The organism is Pseudomonas sp. FP1742, from assembly GCF_030687145.1.
Lineage (GTDB): Bacteria > Pseudomonadota > Gammaproteobacteria > Pseudomonadales > Pseudomonadaceae > Aquipseudomonas > Aquipseudomonas frederiksbergensis_D.
In genome coordinates, this window is sequence record NZ_CP117460.1 from 5,004,983 (window position 1) to 5,026,345 (window position 21,363).

The window sequence follows — 21,363 nt, forward strand, 5'->3', positions numbered from 1 at the left end:
TCATCGTCGACGGGCACCGCTACCATCCATTGCTCAGTGGACGGACCTGCCCTCATGCGTGAACGCACCATCGCCAGCCATTTCGCCCGTGCCGCCCTCGGCGGCGCGCGCCGACGTGGCTACGACTATTCGAGCCTGCTGCAGCAACTGGGGATCAGCCCCGAGCTGCTTGAAGAGCCGCGGGCGCGAATCGCGCCTGAGCAGTTCACCCGGTTGATCCAGGGTTTGTGGCTGGCCCTGGACGACGAATACCTGGGCTTCGGGCAGGCCCCGAGCAAACCCGGCAGCTTTGCGATGATGTGCCACGCGGTGATCCACTGCCGCACGCTGGAGAAAGCACTCAATCGCGGCCTGTTGTTTTACAGCCTGTTTCCCGGGGCGCCACGTCTGACCCTGAGCCACGAAGGCGAGATGATTCGCCTGGGCCTCGACGATTCGCCGCTGTGGGACCCGGACCACTTCCTCAGTGAAAGCCTGCTGGTGATCTGGCATCGGTTCGGCAGCTGGCTGATCGGCCAACGCATTCGTCTGGAGCACGCCACCTTCAGCTACCCGAGGCCCGAGCACGGGGCCGAATACGACTTGCTGTTTTCCTGCCCGCTAACGTTCGATACTAATCAGAGTAGCCTGCTGTTCCATAGCCGCTACCTGAACATGCCACTGTTGCAGGACGAACGGACCCTCAAGCACTTTCTCGAACGCTCCCCCGCCGACCTGCTGTCACGCCCCGACGAAGGCAACAGCCTGAGCAGTCAGTTGCGGCGTTTGCTCAGTCGCGACAGCGCACGCTGGCCGGACCTGGAAGCGGTGGCCGCGCACCTGCACATCAGCCCGCAAACCTTGCGTCGGCATTTGCGTGAGGAAGGCACGAGTTTTCAGGAGTTAAAGGACCAGTTACGCCGGGACATCGCGATTTATCACCTGGGGCGGGCGGATCTGTCGTTGCAACAGATTGCCGAACAGCTCGGATTCTCAGAGCCTTCGGCGTTTCACCGGGCGTTCAAGAAGTGGACCGGGTTGACGCCAGGGGCCTATCGGGCTCAGGAGCTTTAAGAACTGATCGTTCCCACGCTCTGCGTGGGAACGATCAGTGTACCCGTTAGCCTTGCGGATCGAGGTTATCCAGCACCCGGTTGACGGCCAGCTCACCGAGCATGACCACCGATTGAATCCCCAGCATCATGTTGCGATGTGGCATATGTCCATCAACCCGGCGAACTCACTGAGCATTACGCTCGCCGATGCCAAGGATTCGCAGGCGTTGACCAGCAGGGTTTCGTTATCAAAAAGAGGTGGAGGCTGTACGCGGGTTAGCAGACCAGGACTGGCGCAAAGATATGTAACCTGGGTGAGTATCGGGAGATGTCTATTAAACATCGCCCGTTTATTGGTCTTACTGTGGGGTTTGTGGTGGATGGGTCGGCCTCTTCAAGCAAGCCAGCTCACATTTGGATCTGCGGCATTTGCAAAGACCGGGTACACAGTCGATCCCTCTGTGAGAGGGATCGATTTTGTGCTGATCAATCAATGCACGCTTTCTCTTGAATGAATACTTATCTACCTCGCCTCGAATTTGTCGACGTACATGTCATCTCTATTACGAATAATGATTGATTTTATTCTGCTCTTGCCCGGCGCATTAAAACTGACATAGGCGTATTGGTAGAGACTCGTATAAGGCAATGGCATCGTGCCAATGACATTGCCTCGTTCATCCATATAAACGACTGCATTCTCTTCGTGCAACTGGTGCGAAACGAACAAAAAGCTGACATGACTGGCTAAACCCGGAAGGGTGATTTCAACCGTTCCTAGCATGTTCAGCGTGACGCGTCCGAGTAGCGACGTGTAGTTTCTGTCGGTGGTATGAACATTCGTCAAATGAACAATTCCGCCCAGTGACTTTAGCGTTATTCCACTTGCAAACTTATGTACGGAGCCGGGATTAAAACCAATCAGGGGTGAACTTTCGAAGTCTTCAGAGCCGGCATACGATCGAAGGCTGACGATGTAGTTAACGTCCTTGAAGACAACGGTATGACCGCCGACTGCTACCTCGACCTTGAGTGTTATTTCGGCATTATCGAATAACGCATCGAGCCATGGACGCGATATTGCCTGGGTCAAACCGTTTGTCACGTCCTGTTCTTTTATACGGTAGTTCTGCAAAACCGGAAGCGGCGCATGATTTCTATCCACGACCGTCACATTAATACTCTGCCCGATCGCTATAAATACCCACGGGAGAAGTCGGAAGGTACCATCGAGATCAAAATCATCGAGATTTAGTCCACCCGCCTTCGCCTGCAGAATTTCCGCTACCGGCAAACGGACATCGCCGTCCTCAATCCGTGCAACAGTCACCAGCAACGACCCTGACCGGGCAATCTCCTTGCCGCCCCGAATCAACACCCAGCGAAACCTCAGTTGGCTCCCTTGCCGCTCCGCAAGAAATGCCTGGGTCAGGACGGTGTTCGTCCGCTTGTTCGTGTTGAAAGCCACCACTGGAAATGGCGTGGCACCGGCCGGCGGGTTGATTTCGATCAACTGAGCCTTGTCACCGGCACGGGCGTCCAGATACTCGATACGCACGGTGACGCCATTCGAATAAAGCCATAAGTCGATGGGACTGATGGCCGGTGCAACCAGTTTCGGCGGTAATAACTTGATGGTGCCTTCGCCAATGACCTGCGCCTCGGCCACTTTGGAAACACCGATAACCTTACCCCCGCGGATCTGCTCAAAACGAACACTCACAATACTGTCGGCAATAACCTTGTCATTGGGAATGTCCCAAGCGAATTGCCCCGGCACCTGCGTGATCGGCAGCGTTGCTTCATGGCTGGCAACCGGACTGCCATTCACCAGCGCGGTGAACATCAGATGGATCTCATCACCCACGTCCCAGATCGCATCGATCAAATGAACCAAGGCCCACAACGGCCCACCCTTCAACTTGTCCAGATCGACGATGGCCGGGTCGTCATTGTTCTCAGTCGGGATTTCTCGAAGGATCGGCATCTCCAGTTCTTTACGATCGAGGTGGACATCGATCAGGCAAGGCACCGACCAATGATCCCGAGCATCGAACTGCCCCAGATGCGTCGTGCCCGAGAAATTGTTCGTCTGGCTGATGACGTTGTACCTGATCGGAAACTGCGAGTTATTCGGGTCCTTCGCGAAATGCTGGGTGTACAGGGTAAGAACCAGCGGCTTTGTCAGGTCGGGGATGGGATCCAGCGGCGTCGGTTCGATCCGGTGGGTCAGCGGGACGCCACCACAATCGACGGTCACCAGGTCATAAAGGTGTTTATGAGGCCAATCCAGGGTCAGGATCACACCCTGCGCCGCCTGCGCGGCATCCACGCTGGTCGGGTTGACGCTGATGCCCAGCGCAGAGTTTCCCCCGCCCACGACCGGGACATCGCCGCCCGGCGCGTAGACGAAGTAGAGCACTTTCAACTCCTGCGACTTTTCGATGTTGCCAGAAAGACGCTCGACCGTGCAGTAGAAGGTGTTGACGCCCTCCACCAATAGGCCCATCGGCAGGCGCAACTCCACCGCTGCGCTGGAATCCATGACGATTTCGCTGGCAACCGGGTTGGAGTTGTCATTCACGTATAGATTTACGGTTTCATACTTAGCCTGCTCAAGCCAAGTCCCCAACAGCACCAGTACACCCTTCGAATCCCTGTAGTGATTAACGATGGACAGCCCGATATGCGCCACCGGATGAGAGATCAGGTCAGTCTTCAGCAGAATATGCGGACGTGTGACGGTGAAAACGTCAATCGAAACCGGGACAGGACTGTTCATGGCGCAGTGCTCGCTATGTGATGGAGGGTCTGCGCAATCAGAACGCGGTAGTAGCGGAACTCGCTACTGTCAGATCTGACAGTAGCGACGAGCGGTCGGCAGAATGAATACCGTCGTTGGCTTATCCAAGCAAAAAAAACGGCCTGCAAAATACTTAAAAAGGCCGTTTTTTTGTAACACCACTTTTTTTACTTCCACTTTATATAATCAATGAATGCACCACTGTCGGTCTCGTTTAAAGCATTCCAGACAAATGATCCAATAAAGCGTCCAGATGGCGATTTATAGACCATCCTCATCGGTCCCGAATTGGAAACAGGGAGAAGTCGCTCTTCAATAAAATCACCATTTTGGTCATAAAACTCTATTTTATTTCCCTGTGCTGAATTGTGCAGATGAGTAAGTTCTACAGACGTTATTTCCTGGCTATTCCAACTGAACCTTATTGCAGAGTTAAAGAAGGCTAAAAATGACCTACTGCCTAACGAGAAGCGGGGATCTATATCTTCGATGCTGCAGTAGCTATTCGTATAGAAAATTCGTTTAACAGTCACTGTCAGACCACTTTTTAACTCCACAGGCCTATCCAGCCAAAATAGCTGTTTGTCTACTTCCTCCCAGTCCTCGTCACCCCCAGCGAAGCCTTCGCCAATCACCTGCGCCTCGGCCACTTTGGAAACACCGATAACCTTGCCCCCGCGGATCTGCTCAAAACGAACACCCACAATACCGTCGGCAATAACCTTGTCATTGGGAATGTCCCAAGCGAATTGCCCCGGTACCTGCGTGATCGGCAACGTTGCTTCATGGGCAGCCACCAGACTGCCATTCACCACAGCGGTGAACATCAAGTGGATCTCATCCCCCGCCTGCCAGATTGTCTGGATCAAATGGATCAACGCCCACAACGGCCCTCCCTTCATCTTGTCCAGGTCTACGACGGCCGGGTCGTCATTGTTCTCAGTCAGTATCTCGCGAAGGATCGGCATCTCCAGCTCGTTTCGGTCGAGATGAACGTCAATCAGGCATGACTTCGACCAAAATTTCTGCGGATTGAACACTCCCGTCGATGACGTACCTGAAAAATCACCCACCTGACTGATCACGTTGTATTTGAACGCGAATTGCGGATCGTTCGGGGCATGGGCGAAATCGGCAGCATAAAGGGTGCGGACGATCGGCTTCGTTTCGGGATTCGGATCCTGCAGAGTCGGTGCGATCTGATGAGTGATGACTTTACCGCCACAGTCAATGGACAACGAGTCATACAGCTGCTTGCCTGGATAATCCAGTATCACGCGCACGCCCGCTGCCGCCTCGGCGGGGCCGACACTCTTCGGGTTGACATCAATACTCAACAACGAATTGCCAGGGTCGGGATCCGGATCATTGCCAGCGGGATCAGCGAGGTAGTGCAGCACAACCAACTTTGCCGAATCCTCGTTGCCCGACTGTCGCGTGACCGTGCACTTCAGTGTATTGATTCCGTTCGAGAGCATCCCCGCCGGCAAGCGAAACTCGAGCGGTGTCACTGCATCCTTGGTGACATCGGTGGACAGTGCCAGCGGAAGATGATTGAGGTAGAGCCGCCCGGTTTCATTGCTCGCCTGACCCTGATATGGCCCCAGCAACACCAACAAACCCAGTGGATCCGCGTAGTAATTGACTCTGGATAATCCAACCTGGGCGTCCAGGTGATTGATCGGGTAGGTCTGTCGCGGAATGTAGGGCAACGTCAGGGCCAGGACGGCGATGGAGCCGGAGTTGAAGGCAGGGTTGTTCATGGCACAGGGCTCGTTGGCAGTTGGGTGGTGAGCCATCAAAACCTTGTTACGACGAAGTCGGCTACTGTCAAATCTGATAGGTGATGGCAACTTTAAGACGAGCGGTTATACGCCGAAGGCGGATTTCACACAGATCGAGTAGGAGGTCGCGCTTGCGCGCAACGCGCCATGCCTGACGCACCGAAAACAAAAACGGCCCTCTCGGGCCGTTTCTCATTTCGCTCATGCACAGATGCTCAATAACTTGAGGTCCGGTGTCAGGCAGGTGGATCGAGGTTATCCAGCACCCGGTTGACGGCCAGCTCACCGAGCATGACCACCGATTGAATCCCCAACATCATGTTGCGATGCGGCATGTCCATCAACCCGGCGAACTCACTGAGCATCATGCTTGCTGACGCCAGGGTTTCGCAGGCGTTGACCAGCAGGGTTTCGTTATCGACCTTCGCACCGACATGGTAAATGGTGCTGGGTTTGCGCTGGGTGTCTTTGGGGGTGGGCGGTTTGAGGTAGTGGTCGAGGGCGCGGTCGGCGGCTTCGTGGAATTTTTTGGAATCGAGGGATTCGTAGGGGGAAACGTCGTCGGGTGCCGGTGGATTGGGTGTTGGTTTGAACATAGATGGAACTCCAATGCTATTTAGTGGAACCATCACCCTCTCGCTACCAAACGAGGGGTGGTGGCCATACGAAGGTTGGTAGACCGGGCATTGGAACCGGCGCTTCCGAAGAAGCCCTGCGCATGGCCACCATAAATGCAGAGCCCCAAAAGGCCGCATCAGGTGAAGCTATGCTCCAATAACCGGGCTACCAAACCCGATCGCTGTTTTTCAGCGACAGGGAAACGATATAGCCCGGCCTCAAGGCGCACTAGCCGGCGGATTCTGGCGTAGTCGTAGGCAGCGGCGCAAGGATGTGTAGCCTGAGTGAGTATCTGGAGATGTCGTTTAAACAGTGCTTGTTTAGCGGTCTGACACCAAGCCTTTGATCGTTCCCACGCTCTGCGTGGGGATGCCTCAACGGACGCTCCGCGTTCGGCTTTAGAGGGTGGGACGCGGAGCGTCCCGGGCTGCATTCCCACGCAGAGCGTGGGAACGATCGTCACCCTCAAACCCAGGATCAAACCACCGGAAAATGAATCCGGAACGCCGCCCCGCCCATCGGCGAATCCCCCAGCGTCAGCTTGGCGCTGTAGCTTTCGATGATGTCCTTGACCACCGCCAGGCCAATCCCCTGCCCCGGATGCTGGCGATCCAGGCGCTCGCCGCGTTCGAGAATCCGCGCCCGCTGATCCGGTGGCACACCCGGCCCGTCATCTTCCACGCACAACTCAATCCCGTTGAGAGTTTCACGCACGCTGATGCGCACTTCGCCGAGGCACAGGCGATAGGCGTTTTCCAGCAGGTTGCCCATCATTTCCAGCAAGGCGCCCTGCTCGATTGGCACGTAACACTGATCCGGCAGATCGAAAGCGACCCGCACGCGCTTGTCGCGGTAGACCTTGTCCAGGGTGTCGCAGAGGCTTTGCAGCACCGGCCGCAGGCGCACCTGATGGCGTACCAGACCACTTTTGCGCAGGCTGGCCCGTTGCAGTTGATAGCTGATCTGCTGGCTCATGCGTTCGATCTGGGTTTGCAGCACCCGGGCCTGATCGCGTTCTTGCGGCTTTTGCGCCATGTCTTCGCTGACCCCTTGCAATACCGCCAGCGGAGTTTTCAGGCTGTGGGCCAGGTCGTCGAGGGAGTCGCGGTAACGGCTGCGCTGCTCGCGTTCGCTGTGCAGCAAACGGTTGAGCGAGCCGGTCAGGCGTAGCAGTTCGCGCGGGTGTTGTTCGCTGAGGCTTTCGCGGGTGCCGCTTTCGATCTGGTCCAGCTCCTGGCTCAGGCGGCTCAACGCCTGCAAGCCCCAGGTCAGGCCAACCCAGAGCAAAACGAGCAACACCAGCAATGCGGCACCGAAGCCCAGGTAGAGGTTTTCCCGCAGGCCTTCGAGGGTGGCTTCGTATTCGCGCACCGGTTGCAGCGCGACGATGCTGAACGCCGCGCTTTTGCCGCCGAGCAGCTTGACCTCGACGTCATAGACGAAAAACTCTTCACCATTGGCCTCGCGAATCCTCGCGAACTCGTTGCCGCGTCCGTCGTAACGCGGCTTGTAGTTGATGTTCTCTTCCTGGGTGGCCTTCGAGCGCCATACCAGGTGACCTTCGCGGTCATAGATATAGCCGAGCAATCGGCTGTCGGCGAGGTTGAAACGCTCATCGGGCAACTGCGCCGGCATTTGCAAGCGGTTGTTATCCACCCGGGCAGCGGAGATCAGCGTGGTGACGTCCGACGCCAGGCGCTGCTCGATGGAGTCCTGCAACGCCAGGCTGAACGCGCCCTGCATCGCCGGCAGTAACGCCAGCATGAACAACACCGCCAGGGTGGTGGCGGCGAGCATCAAGCGGACACGAAGGGAACGAATCAAGTGCAGCGCTCATTGAACAGGTAGCCGAGGCCACGCACGGTATCGATCGGCTTGAACCCGGCCGGGCCTTCGAGTTTGCGACGCAAGCGGCCGACCAGCACTTCGATCACATTTGGATCGCGCTCGTCGTCATCCGGGTAGAGCTGCTCCATCAAGCGGTCCTTGGCCACCACTTGCTGGTGATGGCGCATCAGGTATTCGAGGATCCGATATTCGTAGGCGGTCAGCGCCAGTGGCTGGTCATCGAGGGACGCCTGTTTGCGATTGAGGTCCAGCAGCAAGGGACCGGCGACGATGGTCGACTGGGTGAAACCGCTGGAGCGACGCAGCAAGGCATTGAGCCGGGCGTCCAGCTCTTCGAACTGGAACGGCTTGACCACGTAGTCGTCGGCACCGGCGGCGAGGCCTTCGACCTTGTCTTGCCAGTTGCCGCGCGCGGTGAGGATCAGGATCGGAAACGTCTTGCCCTGGGAGCGCAGCTGACGAATCAGGTCGAGCCCGCCCATCCCCGGCAGACCGAGGTCGATCACCGCCAGGTCATGGTTGAACTGCTCGGCCTGATGCAACGCATCGATGGCGTTGGCCACGGCCTCGACCACGTGGCCACTGTCCGTCAGACGGGTTTGCAGATGATGGCGCAACAGCGCTTCATCTTCGACGACCAGCAATTTCATAAGGCTCTCCGGGGCAAATCAATATCTCTAAAGGCACGACACTGCACCTCAATGGCTAACAGGGCGAACACCAGTCATCAGTCAGGTAGCGGAACCTGTGGGAGCGGGCTTGCTCGCGAATGCGGTGTGTCAGGCAACATCAATATTGACTGTAACGCCGTCTTCGCGAGCAAGCCCGCTCCCACAGGGATTTCGCTCAACTGACTGGCATTGGCACATACCCTCACAAAACGCTTTTTTAGAAAACGTAGTTGGCAGACAGGTACGTCTGGGCGCTGCTGGTCAAGTCCAACGAACCCTGTTTGCTGCCGCCGCGCTCGCTCATCTCGGTACTGGCGTTGCTGCGCAGGTAACGGTAACCCAGCTCGACCGAGGTGTTTTGTGAAACTTGCTGCAGTACACCCACCTGGCCGCCAATGGCGTAACCGATATCACTGTCGCGGCTGAAGCCTGGCGATTCCTGGGTCATTTTGGTCAAACCCGCAGTGGCGCCGCCGAACAGTTTGGTGCTGCCACCCACCGGGTAGAACAAATCGTAGCTGCCCAACAGGTTTTCCTGACGCAGTTTAATGCCATTATGCGAGCCCGACACGTTGTCGTAAGTGGCGTAGTAGCGACCCTGGCTGTCTTGCTGGCCCAGACGCACGCCCCAGGTGTTGTCCTTGCCAATCACACCGTCGGCGTTCGGGTGGTTGAGGTTGTCGTTCAGGGCACTGGATTTTTTAACTTTGTCGCTGGTCTGGCCAAAGGTCAGGCCGGCGAAATTGGTGGTGTCGGCATGGGCGGCAACACTGGCGCCCATCACGGTGAAAGCCAGCAGCAGTTTTTTCAAAGTAGTCATTGGGGAGTTTCCTCATGCGCTATGTGTTTTTTGGGTACGGGGCAAGGTTACTGACCGCTCCCTGTACTGCCCCTGAACGCACGCTGAACCTGAGCTGAATCAAATCGACTACGCTGTTTTGACGTTTTTTTAATATGGAGATTAACCATGCGTGTATTTCTCGCCCTTGTATTGCTGGCCTTGAGCGGGCTCAGCCAGGCCGCCATCAAGACCCAGGAAATTCCCTATCAGAGTGCCGACGGCACCAAGCTGATCGGCTATTACGCCTACGACGACGCCATCAAAGGCCCACGCCCGGGTGTGGTGGTGGTGCATGAATGGTGGGGGCTCAACGACTACGCCAAGCGCCGCGCCCGCGATCTGGCCGGTCTGGGCTACAGCGCATTGGCCATCGACATGTATGGCGACGGCAAAAACACCGAACACCCCAAGGACGCCATGGCGTTCATGCAAGCAGCGTCGAAGAACAGTGCGGCGGCCAGCGCGCGGTTTCAGGCCGGGCTCGATTTGCTGAAGAAACAGCCGCAGACCGATCCGGCCAAACTGGCGGCCATCGGATATTGCTTCGGCGGCAAGGTGGTGCTGGATGCGGCACGTCAGGGCTTGCCACTGGCAGGCGTGGTGAGTTTCCACGGTGCGCTGGCGACCGATACCCCGGCGGTGCCTGGCAGCGTAAAGGCGAAGATTCTGGTGGAGCATGGCGCGCTGGACAGCATGGTGACGGCGGAAAACGTGACGGCGTTCAAGGCGGAAATGGACAAGGCCGGTGCCGACTATAAATTCGTCAGCCTCGAAGGCGCCAAGCATGGGTTCAGCAACCCTGATGCGGACCGTCTGAGCCATGGCGACCATGGCGGGCCGGACATTGGTTACAACAAGGCTGCCGACGAGAAGTCGTGGGCGGATATGCAGGCGTTTTTCAAGAAGATCTTTGGCTGACACAGTGATCGTTCCCACGGTCCCCGTGGGAACGATCAAGCCCTCAGCCACTACCCAGCCTCAAGGTAACCCGGCAAAATGCCCGTCATGAATCCCGTCCCCGCCCTGCCCGCCTGCTGTACCCCGCTCGACGCCCATTGGCCGCTGCCGTTTGCGCTGCCCGATACGGTCCTGCTGGGCACCCACTTCGATACCAGGCAACTGGCCAGCGATGATTTCCAGCGCAGCGCCATCGAGCCGCCCGCAAGCATCCAGCGTTCGGTGGCCAAGCGTCAGGCCGAGTTTCTTGCCGGGCGGATTTGCGCTCGGGCCGCGTTGCAACAGCTGGAAGGGCTGAGCTTCATTCCAGCCATTGGTGAAGACCGCGCACCGGTGTGGCCAGCGCATATCACCGGTTCGATCACCCACAGCACTGGCCGGGCCGCGGCGATTGTCGCGAACAAGGCCCATTGGCGCGGTCTGGGAATGGACCTGGAAAACCTGCTCGAAACGGAACGGGCCGAACGCCTGGCCGGGGAAATTCTCACCGGGCCTGAGTTGCAGCGCATGGCCGCCGGGGCTCGCGATCAATTGGCAATGCTGGTGACGCTGACGTTTTCGGTGAAGGAAAGCCTGTTCAAGGCGCTCTACCCGATCGTCCAGCAGCGCTTCTATTTTGAACACGCCGAAGTGCTGGAGTGGAGCGAGGGCGGTGAAGTGCGGTTGCGATTGCTGACCGACCTGTCCAGCGAATGGCGCAGCGGCACTGAGCTGGATGCGCAGTTTGCAGTGATGGATGGGCAGTTGTTGAGCCTGGTCAGTATCAAGGCCTGAGGGTTTGCAGTGGCTGTCAGGGCCTCTTCGCGAGCAAGCCCGCTCCCACATTGGTATTGCGTCGTACACAAATCCAATGTGGGAGCGGGCTTGCTCGCGAAAGCGGTGGATCATTCACCGCAGATCTCAACGCCGCTCCTGATTCCTCGGCCAGCTCAAACTGAAACACGCCCCGCCCAGGCTTTTGCTCTTGCTGATCAGCGCTCGGCCGTCATGCCAATGGATGATCCGCCGCACGATCGACAATCCCAGCCCATGCCCGCCCGAAGCGCGGGTGCGGCTGTCGTCGAGGCGCAGGAACGGGGTGAAGATTTTCTCCCACGCCGTTTCCGGCACGCCCGGCCCGTCATCCTCGACATCCACCCGACAGCGCTGCTGCCCCACCTGATAACTGACGGTCACCCGTGAATGGGCGTGGCGCATGGCGTTGCTCACCAGGTTCTGCAACGCCCGGTGCAAGTAACGCGGCTCGGCCTCGACCCAGGCACCATCGCAATCGGCGGCGGACAGGCACAAGCCGCGCTGCACCGTGACCTCGGCGCGCAGAGGTGCCAGTTCCTCGATCACCTGATTGACCAACGCATCCAGATCGATGCGCTGGAAATTCAGCGCCGGCGAGCCCTGCTCCAGCCGCGCATACGTGAGCATCTCATCGACCAGCCGATCGAGGTCCTCGATGTCGTGGTCCATCCCTTCACGGTATTTCTCCAGCGCCTCAGGCGTGGTGGCCGAGCCGATCATCTCCAGGCCAAAACGCAGGCGCGCCACCGGTGTGCGCAATTCATGGGACACGGCGCGTACCAGTTCTCGCTGAATCGCCAACAATTGCTGCAGATGCTCGGCCATGCCATTGAACGCCAAGGCCAGGCGTCCCACCGAGTCGGCGCCGCGGGCCGGCACACGGGTTTCCAGGCTGCCCTTGGCGATGCGGGTGGCGGCGGCTTCCAGCCCGCGCAAACGGCGCTCGAGTTGGCGCACCAACAGATAGACAATCAAACCGATCAGGCTCAAGCCAAGGGCCGCGATCAGCACCAGCCACTCCGGCGGGTAAGGATTCATCTGATACAGCGGGCCGATTTCCAGCACCCACGGCGTACCGACCATGCCGGCAAACACCCGGATCGAATCGCCGCCCTTGCCCAGCGCCATCACCGTGTCGCCTTCGGATACGCGGCGGCTCTGATCTTCGTCCATGTCGGCCTCATCGACCGTGACCAACCGCAGATCGAAGCCGAAGCCCTTCTCTTCCTTTAACTGCGCCAGGCGCTTGGGCTGCTCGGCCACCGGGTAGCGCACCAGTTCATCGGCCAACAGGTAAATGGTCGCCCGGGCCAGTTGCTCGCTGATTTGCTGGACTTCACCGGTAAGCACCAGTTGCTCCTTGTCGCTGACCAGGCGATAAACCTTCGCCGCATGCGGGCCGGTCTGCTCCACCAGGGCCTGGCCGTGAAGCACGCGGGTGCGCTGGGTCAGGTCGAGGTCGGTCTGGGGGAACGTCTTCAGCGCCAGCGGAATCCCGAGCAAGCGCTCCCACACCAGCAAGGCCCGGTGGCGCTCGGTCTCGTTCATCGGTTGCAGGTTATCGGCCATCAGCGAGAACGTGCCGTGGGCCAGGCGCTCGCGGTACTGCTCGCTGCGCACCTGGTTAAGCAGGTGCAACGCCAGCACGCCGAGCACGGCCACCAGAATCAGCGCCGCGCACATGCCGCCATAAATACGCAGGAAGATCGAGTTCACAGGGTGCAGGCTTCCGGCACGAACAAATAGCCTTTGCTGCGGATGGTCTTGATCAGCCGCGGATGCTCCGGGTCATCGCCGATCTTGGGGCGGATGCGCGAGATGCGCACGTCGATGGAGCGGTCCTGGCCGTCGTAACCGATACCGCGCAGCGCGGTGAATATTTCTTCGCGGGACAGGATTCGCCCGGCGTTGGCCACCAGCAGCCAGAGCAGATCGAACTCGGCGCTGGTCAACTCGATGCCTTTGTCATGCAGCCAGGCTTCGCGCAACGCGTTGTCCACCACCAATGGGCCGAACTGCAGCCGCCGTTGTTTTTCCGGGGGCACTTCAGGGGTTTCACTGCGCCGCAGCAGAGCCTGGATGCGCGCCAGCAATAAACGCGGACGCACCGGTTTACAGACGTAGTCGTCGGCGCCCAAGTCCAGGCCAAGAATCTGATCGGTATCGTCGCTGCGCGCGGTGAGCATCAGGATCGGCCCGTCATATTTGTCACGGACCTTGCGGCAGATGCTCAGGCCGTCTTCGCCGGGGAGCATCAGGTCGAGGATCACCAGGTCCGGTTTCTCCTTGATGATGCGTGCCGCGGCCAGGGCGCCATTGCCCTCGATCGATACGCGCAGGCCATTGGTTTCCAGGTAATCGCGGGTCAGTTCGGCCAGACGCTGGTCGTCTTCGACAATCAATACCTGCCAGGCTTCTTGCTCCACGATGACCTCTGCTTGCCAACACCATCAATAAGGAAGGATCCGCCCGTCTTTTTGTAATGATTGGGGAGGATAAGAATGCATCTGCATAGGCCGATTGTATAAACGCCACACGTCTGGAACACAAGCCGGTAAATGCGTTCGGACACAACGGTTTTTTGTGATAGGGTTCGCGCCCTTAAAAATCCGGATGACTGTTTTCAGTCGCTGAAAATCAGTGAAAAATGGTCGGCTCCAGCTAGGTCGCGGCCTACACGCCTATTCCCTCTTTCACACACAATTTACGCACAGGTTTATCCACAGGTAGTACGTTGCAACACCCTCCAAAACGCATTATCTTGTACCTCGGCGCAAAAAAAACCCTACATGTAGGGTTTTACGCCAAAAACCAAACACAAACCGGATACCGATTTCAAGCGCTTTTATTGCCTCTTTCCGGTTGAACCAAACGTATTTTCGAAAGACCAAACCGCGTGTGCGGATGGCTACTGTTTTTAAGCCCGAAACGGCGATAACGGTACGGGTGTTGCAGTCATTTACTGCCACTCAAAACGGAATTCGGTTTCAGGCCCAAGGCGTGACACCAAAGACTTCGGCATGGAAGCGGCGCCCAATAGCCCCCTTCCTGATCTGTCCCGAAGTTGGTATGCCCGGCCCTCGCCGGTTGTAGTGCTTCAGGACAGAACGGTGGGCACCGTGATGGTGCCCAAACAAACATAGAGAATGTGGAGACAACCCCCCATGCAAACCGACACAACTCGCGAGAACCCGCAAGGCACCTTGCCGCAGGCCGCCGATTCGAATTCGGATCTGTCCGCCACCGCGCCTGGCCAACTGCGCGTGATCAAGCGTAACGGCACTGTCGTCCCTTACACCGATGACAAGATCACCGTCGCCATCACCAAAGCGTTTCTCGCAGTTGAGGGCGGCACCGCTGCCGCTTCGTCGCGAATCCACGACACCGTTGCCCGCCTGACCGAACAAGTCACCGCGACCTTCAAGCGTCGCATGCCTTCGGGCGGCACTATCCACATCGAAGAAATCCAGGACCAGGTCGAACTGGCCCTGATGCGTGCCGGCGAGCAAAAAGTAGCCCGCGACTACGTGATCTACCGTGACTCGCGCGCCAAGGAACGTGCCGTACGCGCTCCAGCCGAAGAAGCCGTCAACGCTCACCCATCGATCCGCATCACCCGCGCCGATGGCAGCCTCGCGCCTCTGGACATGGGTCGCCTGAACACCATCGTCACCGAAGCGTGCGAAGGCCTGGAAGAAGTCGATGGCGACCTGATCCAGCGCGAAACCCTGAAAAACCTGTACGACGGCGTGGCCCTGACCGACGTCAACACCGCCCTGGTGATGACCGCCCGTACGCTGGTCGAGCGTGAGCCGAACTACTCGTTCGTGACCGCCCGCCTGCTGATGGACACCCTGCGTGCCGAAGGCCTGGGCTTCCTGGGCGTCGCCGACAGCGCGACCCACCACGAAATGGTCGACCTGTACGCCAAGGCACTGCCGGCATACATCGCCAAAGGTATCGAATACGAATTGCTGAACCCGGTTCTGGCGTCCTTCGACCTGGAAAAACTCGGCAAGGCGATCAACCACGAGCGCGATCAGCAGTTCACCTACCTGGGCCTGCAGACCCTGTACGATCGTTACTTCATCCACAAGGACGGTATCCGCTTCGAACTGCCACAGATTTTCTTCATGCGCGTGGCCATGGGCCTGGCGATCGAAGAGAAGCAGAAAGAAGACCGTGCGATCGAGTTCTACAACCTGTTGTCGTCCTTCGACTACATGTCCTCGACCCCGACCCTGTTCAACGCCGGTACCCTGCGTCCACAGCTGTCGAGCTGCTACCTGACCACCGTGCCGGATGACCTGTCGGGCATCTACCACGCGATCCACGACAACGCCATGTTGTCGAAATTCGCAGGCGGCCTGGGCAACGACTGGACCCCGGTTCGTGCACTGGGCTCGTACATCAAGGGCACCAACGGCAAATCCCAGGGCGTCGTGCCGTTCCTGAAAGTGGTGAACGACACCGCCGTCGCCGTCAACCAGGGTGGCAAGCGCAAAGGCGCTGTGTGTGCCTACCTGGAAACCTGGCACATGGACATCGAAGAGTTCATCGAACTGCGCAAGAACACCGGTGATGACCGTCGTCGTACCCACGACATGAACACCGCCAACTGGATCCCTGACCTGTTCATGAAGCGCGTCTTCGATGACGGCAAGTGGACCCTGTTCTCGCCGTCCGAAGTACCGGACCTGCACGACCTGACCGGCAAGGCCTTCGAAGAGCGTTACGAGTACTACGAAGCCCTGACCGAGTACCCGGGCAAGGTCAAGCTGTTCAAGACCATCCAGGCCAAAGACCTGTGGCGCAAAATGCTGTCCATGCTGTTTGAAACCGGCCACCCATGGCTGACCTTCAAAGACCCGTGCAACCTGCGCAGCCCGCAGCAGCACGTGGGCGTGGTCCACAGCTCGAACCTGTGCACCGAGATTACCTTGAACACCAACAAGGACGAGATCGCCGTTTGCAACCTGGGCTCGATCAACCTGCCGAACCACATCGTCGACGGCAAGCTGGACACCGCCAAGCTGCAACGCACCGTGAACACCGCCGTGCGCATGCTCGATAACGTGATCGACATCAACTACTACTCGGTGCCGCAAGCGAAGAACTCCAACTTCAAGCACCGTCCGGTCGGCCTGGGCATCATGGGCTTCCAGGACGCTCTGTACCTGCAGCACATTCCTTACGGTTCCGACGCGGCCGTCGAGTTCGCCGACAAGTCGATGGAAGCGGTCAGCTACTACGCCATCCAGGCGTCCTGCGACCTGGCCGACGAGCGCGGCGCGTACGAGACGTTCCAGGGTTCGCTGTGGTCCAAAGGCATCCTGCCGCTGGATTCGCAACAGATCCTGATCGAGCAGCGTGGCCAGAAGTACATCGACGTTGACCTGAACGAATCCCTGGACTGGGCACCGGTTCGCGCCCGTGTACAGAAAGGCATTCGTAACTCCAACATCATGGCCATCGCACCGACCGCAACCATCGCCAACATCACCGGCGTGTCGCAGTCGATCGAACCAACCTACCAGAACCTCTATGTGAAATCGAACCTGTCGGGCGAATTCACCGTGATCAACCCGTACCTGGTTCGCGACCTGAAGGCTCGCGGTCTGTGGGACTCGGTCATGATCAACGACCTGAAGTACTACGACGGTTCGGTGCAGCAGATCGAGCGCATCCCGCAAGAACTCAAAGAGCTCTACGCGACTGCCTTCGAAGTGGACACCAAGTGGATCGTCGACGCCGCCAGCCGTCGTCAGAAGTGGATCGACCAGGCTCAGTCGCTGAACCTGTACATCGCCGGCGCTTCGGGCAAGAAGCTGGACGTGACCTACCGCATGGCCTGGTACCGTGGTCTGAAAACCACTTACTACCTCCGTGCCCTGGCCGCGACCAGCACCGAGAAGTCGACCATCAACACCGGCAAGCTGAACGCTGTTTCCAGCGGCGGCAACCACGGTGACGACTCGGTCCTGGCAGCCCCAGCCGGTCCAGCTCCAGTGCCGAAGGCTTGCGCCATCGACGAGCCGGATTGCGAAGCTTGCCAATAAGCTGAGCCGGTAGGCGCTGAAAGGCGCTTACCTGAAACCCCCGATGAGCCTTTGGCTGGTCGGGGGTTTTCTTTTGCCTGCTTTTAAGGTCAGAAGATCGCAGCCTTCGGCAGCTCCTATACCGATATTGCATACATCTGTAGGAGCTGCCGAAGGCTGCGATCTTTTGATCTACCCTGCCTGGAGAAATCCACGGCAAAAAAAACGGCAAAACCTGAAGCGCAGGTTTTGCCGTTTGTGTTTTACAACCGCAGCCTCCATCGACATCCGGTGGAGGCTGTCACCGGGTTAAACCGGTATGGTGAAAGAGTCTCCGTTGTTGGTAATGAACGTCTCGATGGTGTTGGCCCCGGCATACCAGTCCTTCAGGAACACCCCGGAGTCCAGATTGCCGCTGGACAGGTCGGCGGCATTGAAGATGTAGGCACCCAGGTCGTTCTTGACCACCCGGACATCGCTGAGGCTCTGGATGTTTTTCAGGGTGACGGTGTCCACACCGGTGGTACCGTCATCGAAAATTGCGACCATGGTTTTGGAGGAAACGAAGTACGCATCGCTACCCTCACCGCCATACCCGTCACCCGAAGCGCTCAGATACAACTTATCGGCACCGGCACCGCCACGCAGTTCATAACCACGGCTCAACCCCATCAACGTGTCGTTCCCGTCGCCCCCATCAGCAATGCCCGACAGGACGGTGATGTTGTCATTCCCCGCTTCGCCGTAGAAGACCGAACCGACGTCATGGTTGTGACCGATGATGTAATCATCGCCATTACCGCCATAAATGGTGTCGGCCTGGTCGGCACTCGAGGACGTTACCGCCAGCGCCCCCGTTACAGTGAAGCTGTCGCCGTACAGAATGTCATTGCCATCACCGCCATAAAGGGTGTCGTTACCGGCACCACCTTCCAGCATGTTGGCGTAGGCATTGCCGGTCAGCGTGTCATTGAAGGTAGAACCGACCAGGTTATCGATGTTGCTGAGCACATCGCCCTGAGCGTCGCCCCCAGTTCCGGTCCCGGTCAGCAGGTTGACCTGGACCGCATCGGAGCTGTTCACATACCAGGCAGCATCACCGCGACCCACGCCGGTCAAGACGTCCGCACCGCCGCCGCCCACAAAACTTTCGACCGCGCCGGCGCTGCCGGTAAAGGTGTCGTCGTAATTGGAGCCCAGGAACGCTTCGATGGAGGTGTAAACATCGCCTGCTGCAATTCCGGTCAGCACTGGCACACTCAAATCGAGGGTGACGCCGGAACCTTCGTTTGCAAAACTCAAGAAGTCGGTGCCTGCACCACCATCGATTCGGTCCGCACCATCCCCGCCGATGAAGATGTCAGAGAAGTTCGAGCCGCTGATCTGCTCAATGCTATTGTAGGTATCACCCGCAGCAATGCCGGTATGAATACCGGTTTTGAGATTGATTGTCAGACCTGAAGCACTGTCGCTGTAGCTCACCGTGTCCGTACCGGCACCACCGATGAACTGGTCGGCACCGTCACCACCACGCAGGGTGTCATTACCCGCACCGCCAGTGATGATGTTGTCGCTGGCGTTGCCGGTCCCAGTGAAGTTGCCGGTGCCGACAAAGGTCAGACGCTCGACGTTATCGGCCAGCACTTGCGTGTTGAGCTGGGTACGGACTTCGTCGTCACCGCCGCCGGCCTGTTCCACCACCGTGCCGCCAACGTAGAGGTTGATGTTGTACACATCATTCCCCGCCCCGCCTTCCAGTACGTGGGTTGCGCCGCCGGAGGTCAGGTTGTCGTTGAAGGCCGAACCGACCACTCGCTCGATGAAGGAATAACTATCCCCTTCTGCGTCACCGCCGGTACCCTTGCCTGTCTGCAGGTTGACGTTAACGCCAGTGCTGGAAGTCGAATAATCGATCGTGTCGGTGCCATTGCCGCCATCAAATGTATTGGCCACCGCACCACTGATAAAGGTGTCGTTGCCAAAGCCGCCCTGCAGGACTTCAATTCCCACGTAAGTATCGTCAGCTGCGGCACCGAGATTGATCCCGGTTTTGGTGTTGATGGTCACCGGCTGGTTGTTGCTGTCGCTGTAGCTCACCGTGTCCGTACCGGCACCACCGATGAACTGGTCGGCACCGCCACCACCGCGCAGGATGTCGTTACCCGCACCGCCAGTGATGATGTTATCGCCAGCATTGCCGGTACCAGTGAAGTTGCCGGTGCCGACAAAGGTCAGGCGCTCGACGTTATCGGCCAGCACTTGCGTGTTGAGCTGGGTACGGACTTCGTCGTCACCGCCGCCGGCCTGTTCCACCACCGTGCCGCCAACGTAGAGGTTGATGTTGTACACATCATTCCCCGCCCCGCCTTCCAGTACGTGGGTTGCGCCGCCGGAGGTCAGGTTGTCGTTGAAGGCCGAACCGACCACTCGCTCGATGAAGGAGTAACTATCCCCTTCTGCGTCACCGCCGGTACCCTTGCCTGTCTGCAGGTTGACGTTAACGCCAGTGCTGGAAGTCGAATAATCGATCGTGTCGGTGCCATTGCCGCCATCAAATGTATTGGCCACCGCACCACTGATAAAGGTGTCGTTGCCAAAGCCGCCCTGCAGGACTTCAATTCCCACGTAAGTATCGTCAGCTGCGGCACCGAGATTGATCCCGGTTTTGGTGTTGATGGTCACCGGCTGGTTGTTGCTGTCGCTGTAGCTCACCGTGTCCGTACCGGCACCACCGACGAACTGGTCGGCACCGCCACCACCGCGCAGGATGTCGTTACCCGCACCGCCAGTGATGATGTTATCGCCAGCATTGCCGGTACCAGTGAAGTTGCCGGTGCCGACAAAGGTCAGGCGCTCGACGTTATCGGCCAGCACTTGCGTGTTGAGCTGGGTACGGACTTCGTCGTCACCGCCGCCGGCCTGTTCCACCACCGTGCCGCCAACGTAGAGGTTGATGTTGTACACATCATTCCCCGCACCGCCCTCCAGTACGTGGGTTGCGCCGCCGGAGGTCAGGTTGTCGTTGAAGGCCGAACCGACCACTCGCTCGATGAAGGAATAACTATCCCCTTCTGCGTCACCGCCGGTACCCTTGCCTGTCTGCAGGTTGACGTTAACGCCAGTGCTGGAAGTCGAATAATCGATCGTGTCGGTGCCATTGCCGCCATCAAATGTATTGGCCACCGCACCACTGATAAAGGTGTCGTTGCCAAAGCCGCCCTGCAGGACTTCAATTCCCACGTAAGTATCGTCAGCTGCGGCACCGAGATTGATCCCGGTTTTGGTGTTGATGGTCACCGGCTGGTTGTTGCTGTCGCTGTAGCTCACCGTGTCCGTACCGGCACCACCGACGAACTGGTCGGCACCGCCACCACCGCGCAGGATGTCGTTACCCGCACCGCCAGTGATGATGTTATCGCCAGCATTGCCGGTACCAGTGAAGTTGCCGGTGCCGACAAAGGTCAGGCGCTCGACGTTATCGGCCAGCACTTGCGTGTTGAGCTGGGTACGGACTTCGTCGTCACCGCCGCCGGCCTGTTCCACCACCGTGCCGCCAACGTAGAGGTTGATGTTGTACACATCATTCCCCGCACCGCCCTCCAGTACGTGGGTTGCGCCGCCGGATGTCAGATTATCGTTGAAGGCCGAACCGACCACACGTTCAACGAAGGAGTAACTATCGCCTTCTGCGTCACCACCTGTGCCCTTGCCTGTCTGTAGGTTTACATTGACCCCAGATGTCGCGTTTGCGTACGAAACGGTATCAACACCATTGCCACCATTCAAAACATCCGCCCCCGCGCCCCCATCCAGCAGGTCATTACCATCCCCACCGCTCAGCGAGTCATTCCCTGCGAACCCATAGAGCTCATCCGCCCCCGAAGTACCTACCAGGGTATCCGTACCCGCTGTTCCATTGATCACTGCCATTTTTTCTTCCTTGCCGTTTTGATAAATCGGTAGCCAACACAACA

Annotated in this window: 13 protein-coding genes and 1 pseudogene; 4 read left to right on the top strand and 10 right to left on the bottom strand. The window is 58.3% G+C overall.

Features of this window, described 5'->3' with window-relative positions:
- The first annotated feature begins 54 nt into the window (after nt 1–54).
- Nucleotides 55–1,053, top strand: a complete 999-nt coding sequence (locus PSH64_RS22735) for an AraC family transcriptional regulator (protein WP_305478747.1) — start codon at nt 55–57, stop codon at nt 1,051–1,053.
- A 46-nt stretch (nt 1,054–1,099) separates the two neighbouring features.
- On the opposite strand, the pseudogene PSH64_RS22740 reads toward PSH64_RS22735, so the two are convergent.
- The 7 genes and pseudogenes from PSH64_RS22740 to PSH64_RS22770 form a co-directional block, all read right to left on the bottom strand.
- Nucleotides 1,100–1,377: pseudogene (locus PSH64_RS22740) on the bottom strand (hypothetical protein).
- Between the two features lie 180 nt (nt 1,378–1,557).
- Nucleotides 1,558–3,816 carry a hypothetical protein gene (locus PSH64_RS22745; protein WP_305478749.1) on the bottom strand — a complete coding sequence of 753 codons (2,259 nt, stop codon included), beginning with the start codon at nt 3,814–3,816 and terminating at the stop codon, nt 1,558–1,560.
- A 188-nt stretch (nt 3,817–4,004) separates the two neighbouring features.
- Nucleotides 4,005–5,600: a hypothetical protein gene (locus PSH64_RS22750; protein WP_305478751.1), complete on the bottom strand. Its 1,596-nt coding sequence runs from the start codon at nt 5,598–5,600 to the stop codon at nt 4,005–4,007.
- Nucleotides 5,601–5,857: 257 nt separating this feature from the next.
- A complete protein-coding gene (locus tag PSH64_RS22755; protein ID WP_305478753.1) occupies nt 5,858–6,217 on the bottom strand; it encodes a DUF6124 family protein in 360 nt (119 codons plus the stop codon).
- A 499-nt stretch (nt 6,218–6,716) separates the two neighbouring features.
- Complete coding sequence (locus PSH64_RS22760) at nt 6,717–8,063, bottom strand: ATP-binding protein (protein WP_305478755.1); 1,347 nt, start codon at nt 8,061–8,063, stop codon at nt 6,717–6,719.
- Complete coding sequence (locus PSH64_RS22765; RefSeq protein ID WP_018926312.1) at nt 8,060–8,737, bottom strand: response regulator transcription factor; 678 nt, start codon at nt 8,735–8,737, stop codon at nt 8,060–8,062. The genes PSH64_RS22760 and PSH64_RS22765 overlap by 4 nt, the downstream gene beginning before the upstream one ends.
- A gap of 238 nt (nt 8,738–8,975) precedes the next feature.
- Nucleotides 8,976–9,578 (bottom strand): hypothetical protein, encoded by a 603-nt coding sequence (locus tag PSH64_RS22770; protein WP_105346280.1) that lies wholly within the window; start codon nt 9,576–9,578, stop codon nt 8,976–8,978.
- Nucleotides 9,579–9,725: 147 nt separating this feature from the next.
- Here PSH64_RS22770 and PSH64_RS22775 point away from each other — a divergent pair, with 147 nt between their 5' ends.
- The gene (locus PSH64_RS22775; RefSeq protein ID WP_305478758.1) at nt 9,726–10,517 is read left to right on the top strand and encodes a dienelactone hydrolase family protein; all 792 of its coding nucleotides are present in this window, start codon (nt 9,726–9,728) and stop codon (nt 10,515–10,517) included.
- A gap of 87 nt (nt 10,518–10,604) precedes the next feature.
- Complete coding sequence (locus PSH64_RS22780) at nt 10,605–11,330, top strand: 4'-phosphopantetheinyl transferase (protein ID WP_219847845.1); 726 nt, start codon at nt 10,605–10,607, stop codon at nt 11,328–11,330.
- A 126-nt stretch (nt 11,331–11,456) separates the two neighbouring features.
- Here PSH64_RS22780 and PSH64_RS22785 read toward each other — a convergent pair whose 3' ends face one another.
- A complete protein-coding gene (locus PSH64_RS22785; protein ID WP_105346289.1) occupies nt 11,457–13,067 on the bottom strand; it encodes an ATP-binding protein in 1,611 nt (536 codons plus the stop codon).
- Nucleotides 13,064–13,777 (bottom strand): response regulator, encoded by a 714-nt coding sequence (locus PSH64_RS22790; protein WP_105346291.1) that lies wholly within the window; start codon nt 13,775–13,777, stop codon nt 13,064–13,066. The genes PSH64_RS22785 and PSH64_RS22790 overlap by 4 nt, the downstream gene beginning before the upstream one ends.
- 738 nt (nt 13,778–14,515) lie before the next feature.
- Between PSH64_RS22790 and PSH64_RS22795 the strand changes: the two genes are divergently transcribed.
- Nucleotides 14,516–17,410, top strand: a complete 2,895-nt coding sequence (locus tag PSH64_RS22795) for a ribonucleoside-diphosphate reductase subunit alpha (protein ID WP_105346294.1) — start codon at nt 14,516–14,518, stop codon at nt 17,408–17,410.
- A gap of 288 nt (nt 17,411–17,698) precedes the next feature.
- On the opposite strand, the gene PSH64_RS22800 is transcribed toward PSH64_RS22795, so the two are convergent.
- The gene (locus tag PSH64_RS22800) at nt 17,699–21,319 is read right to left on the bottom strand and encodes a calcium-binding protein (RefSeq protein WP_305478762.1); all 3,621 of its coding nucleotides are present in this window, start codon (nt 21,317–21,319) and stop codon (nt 17,699–17,701) included.
- Nucleotides 21,320–21,363: the final 44 nt, after the last annotated feature.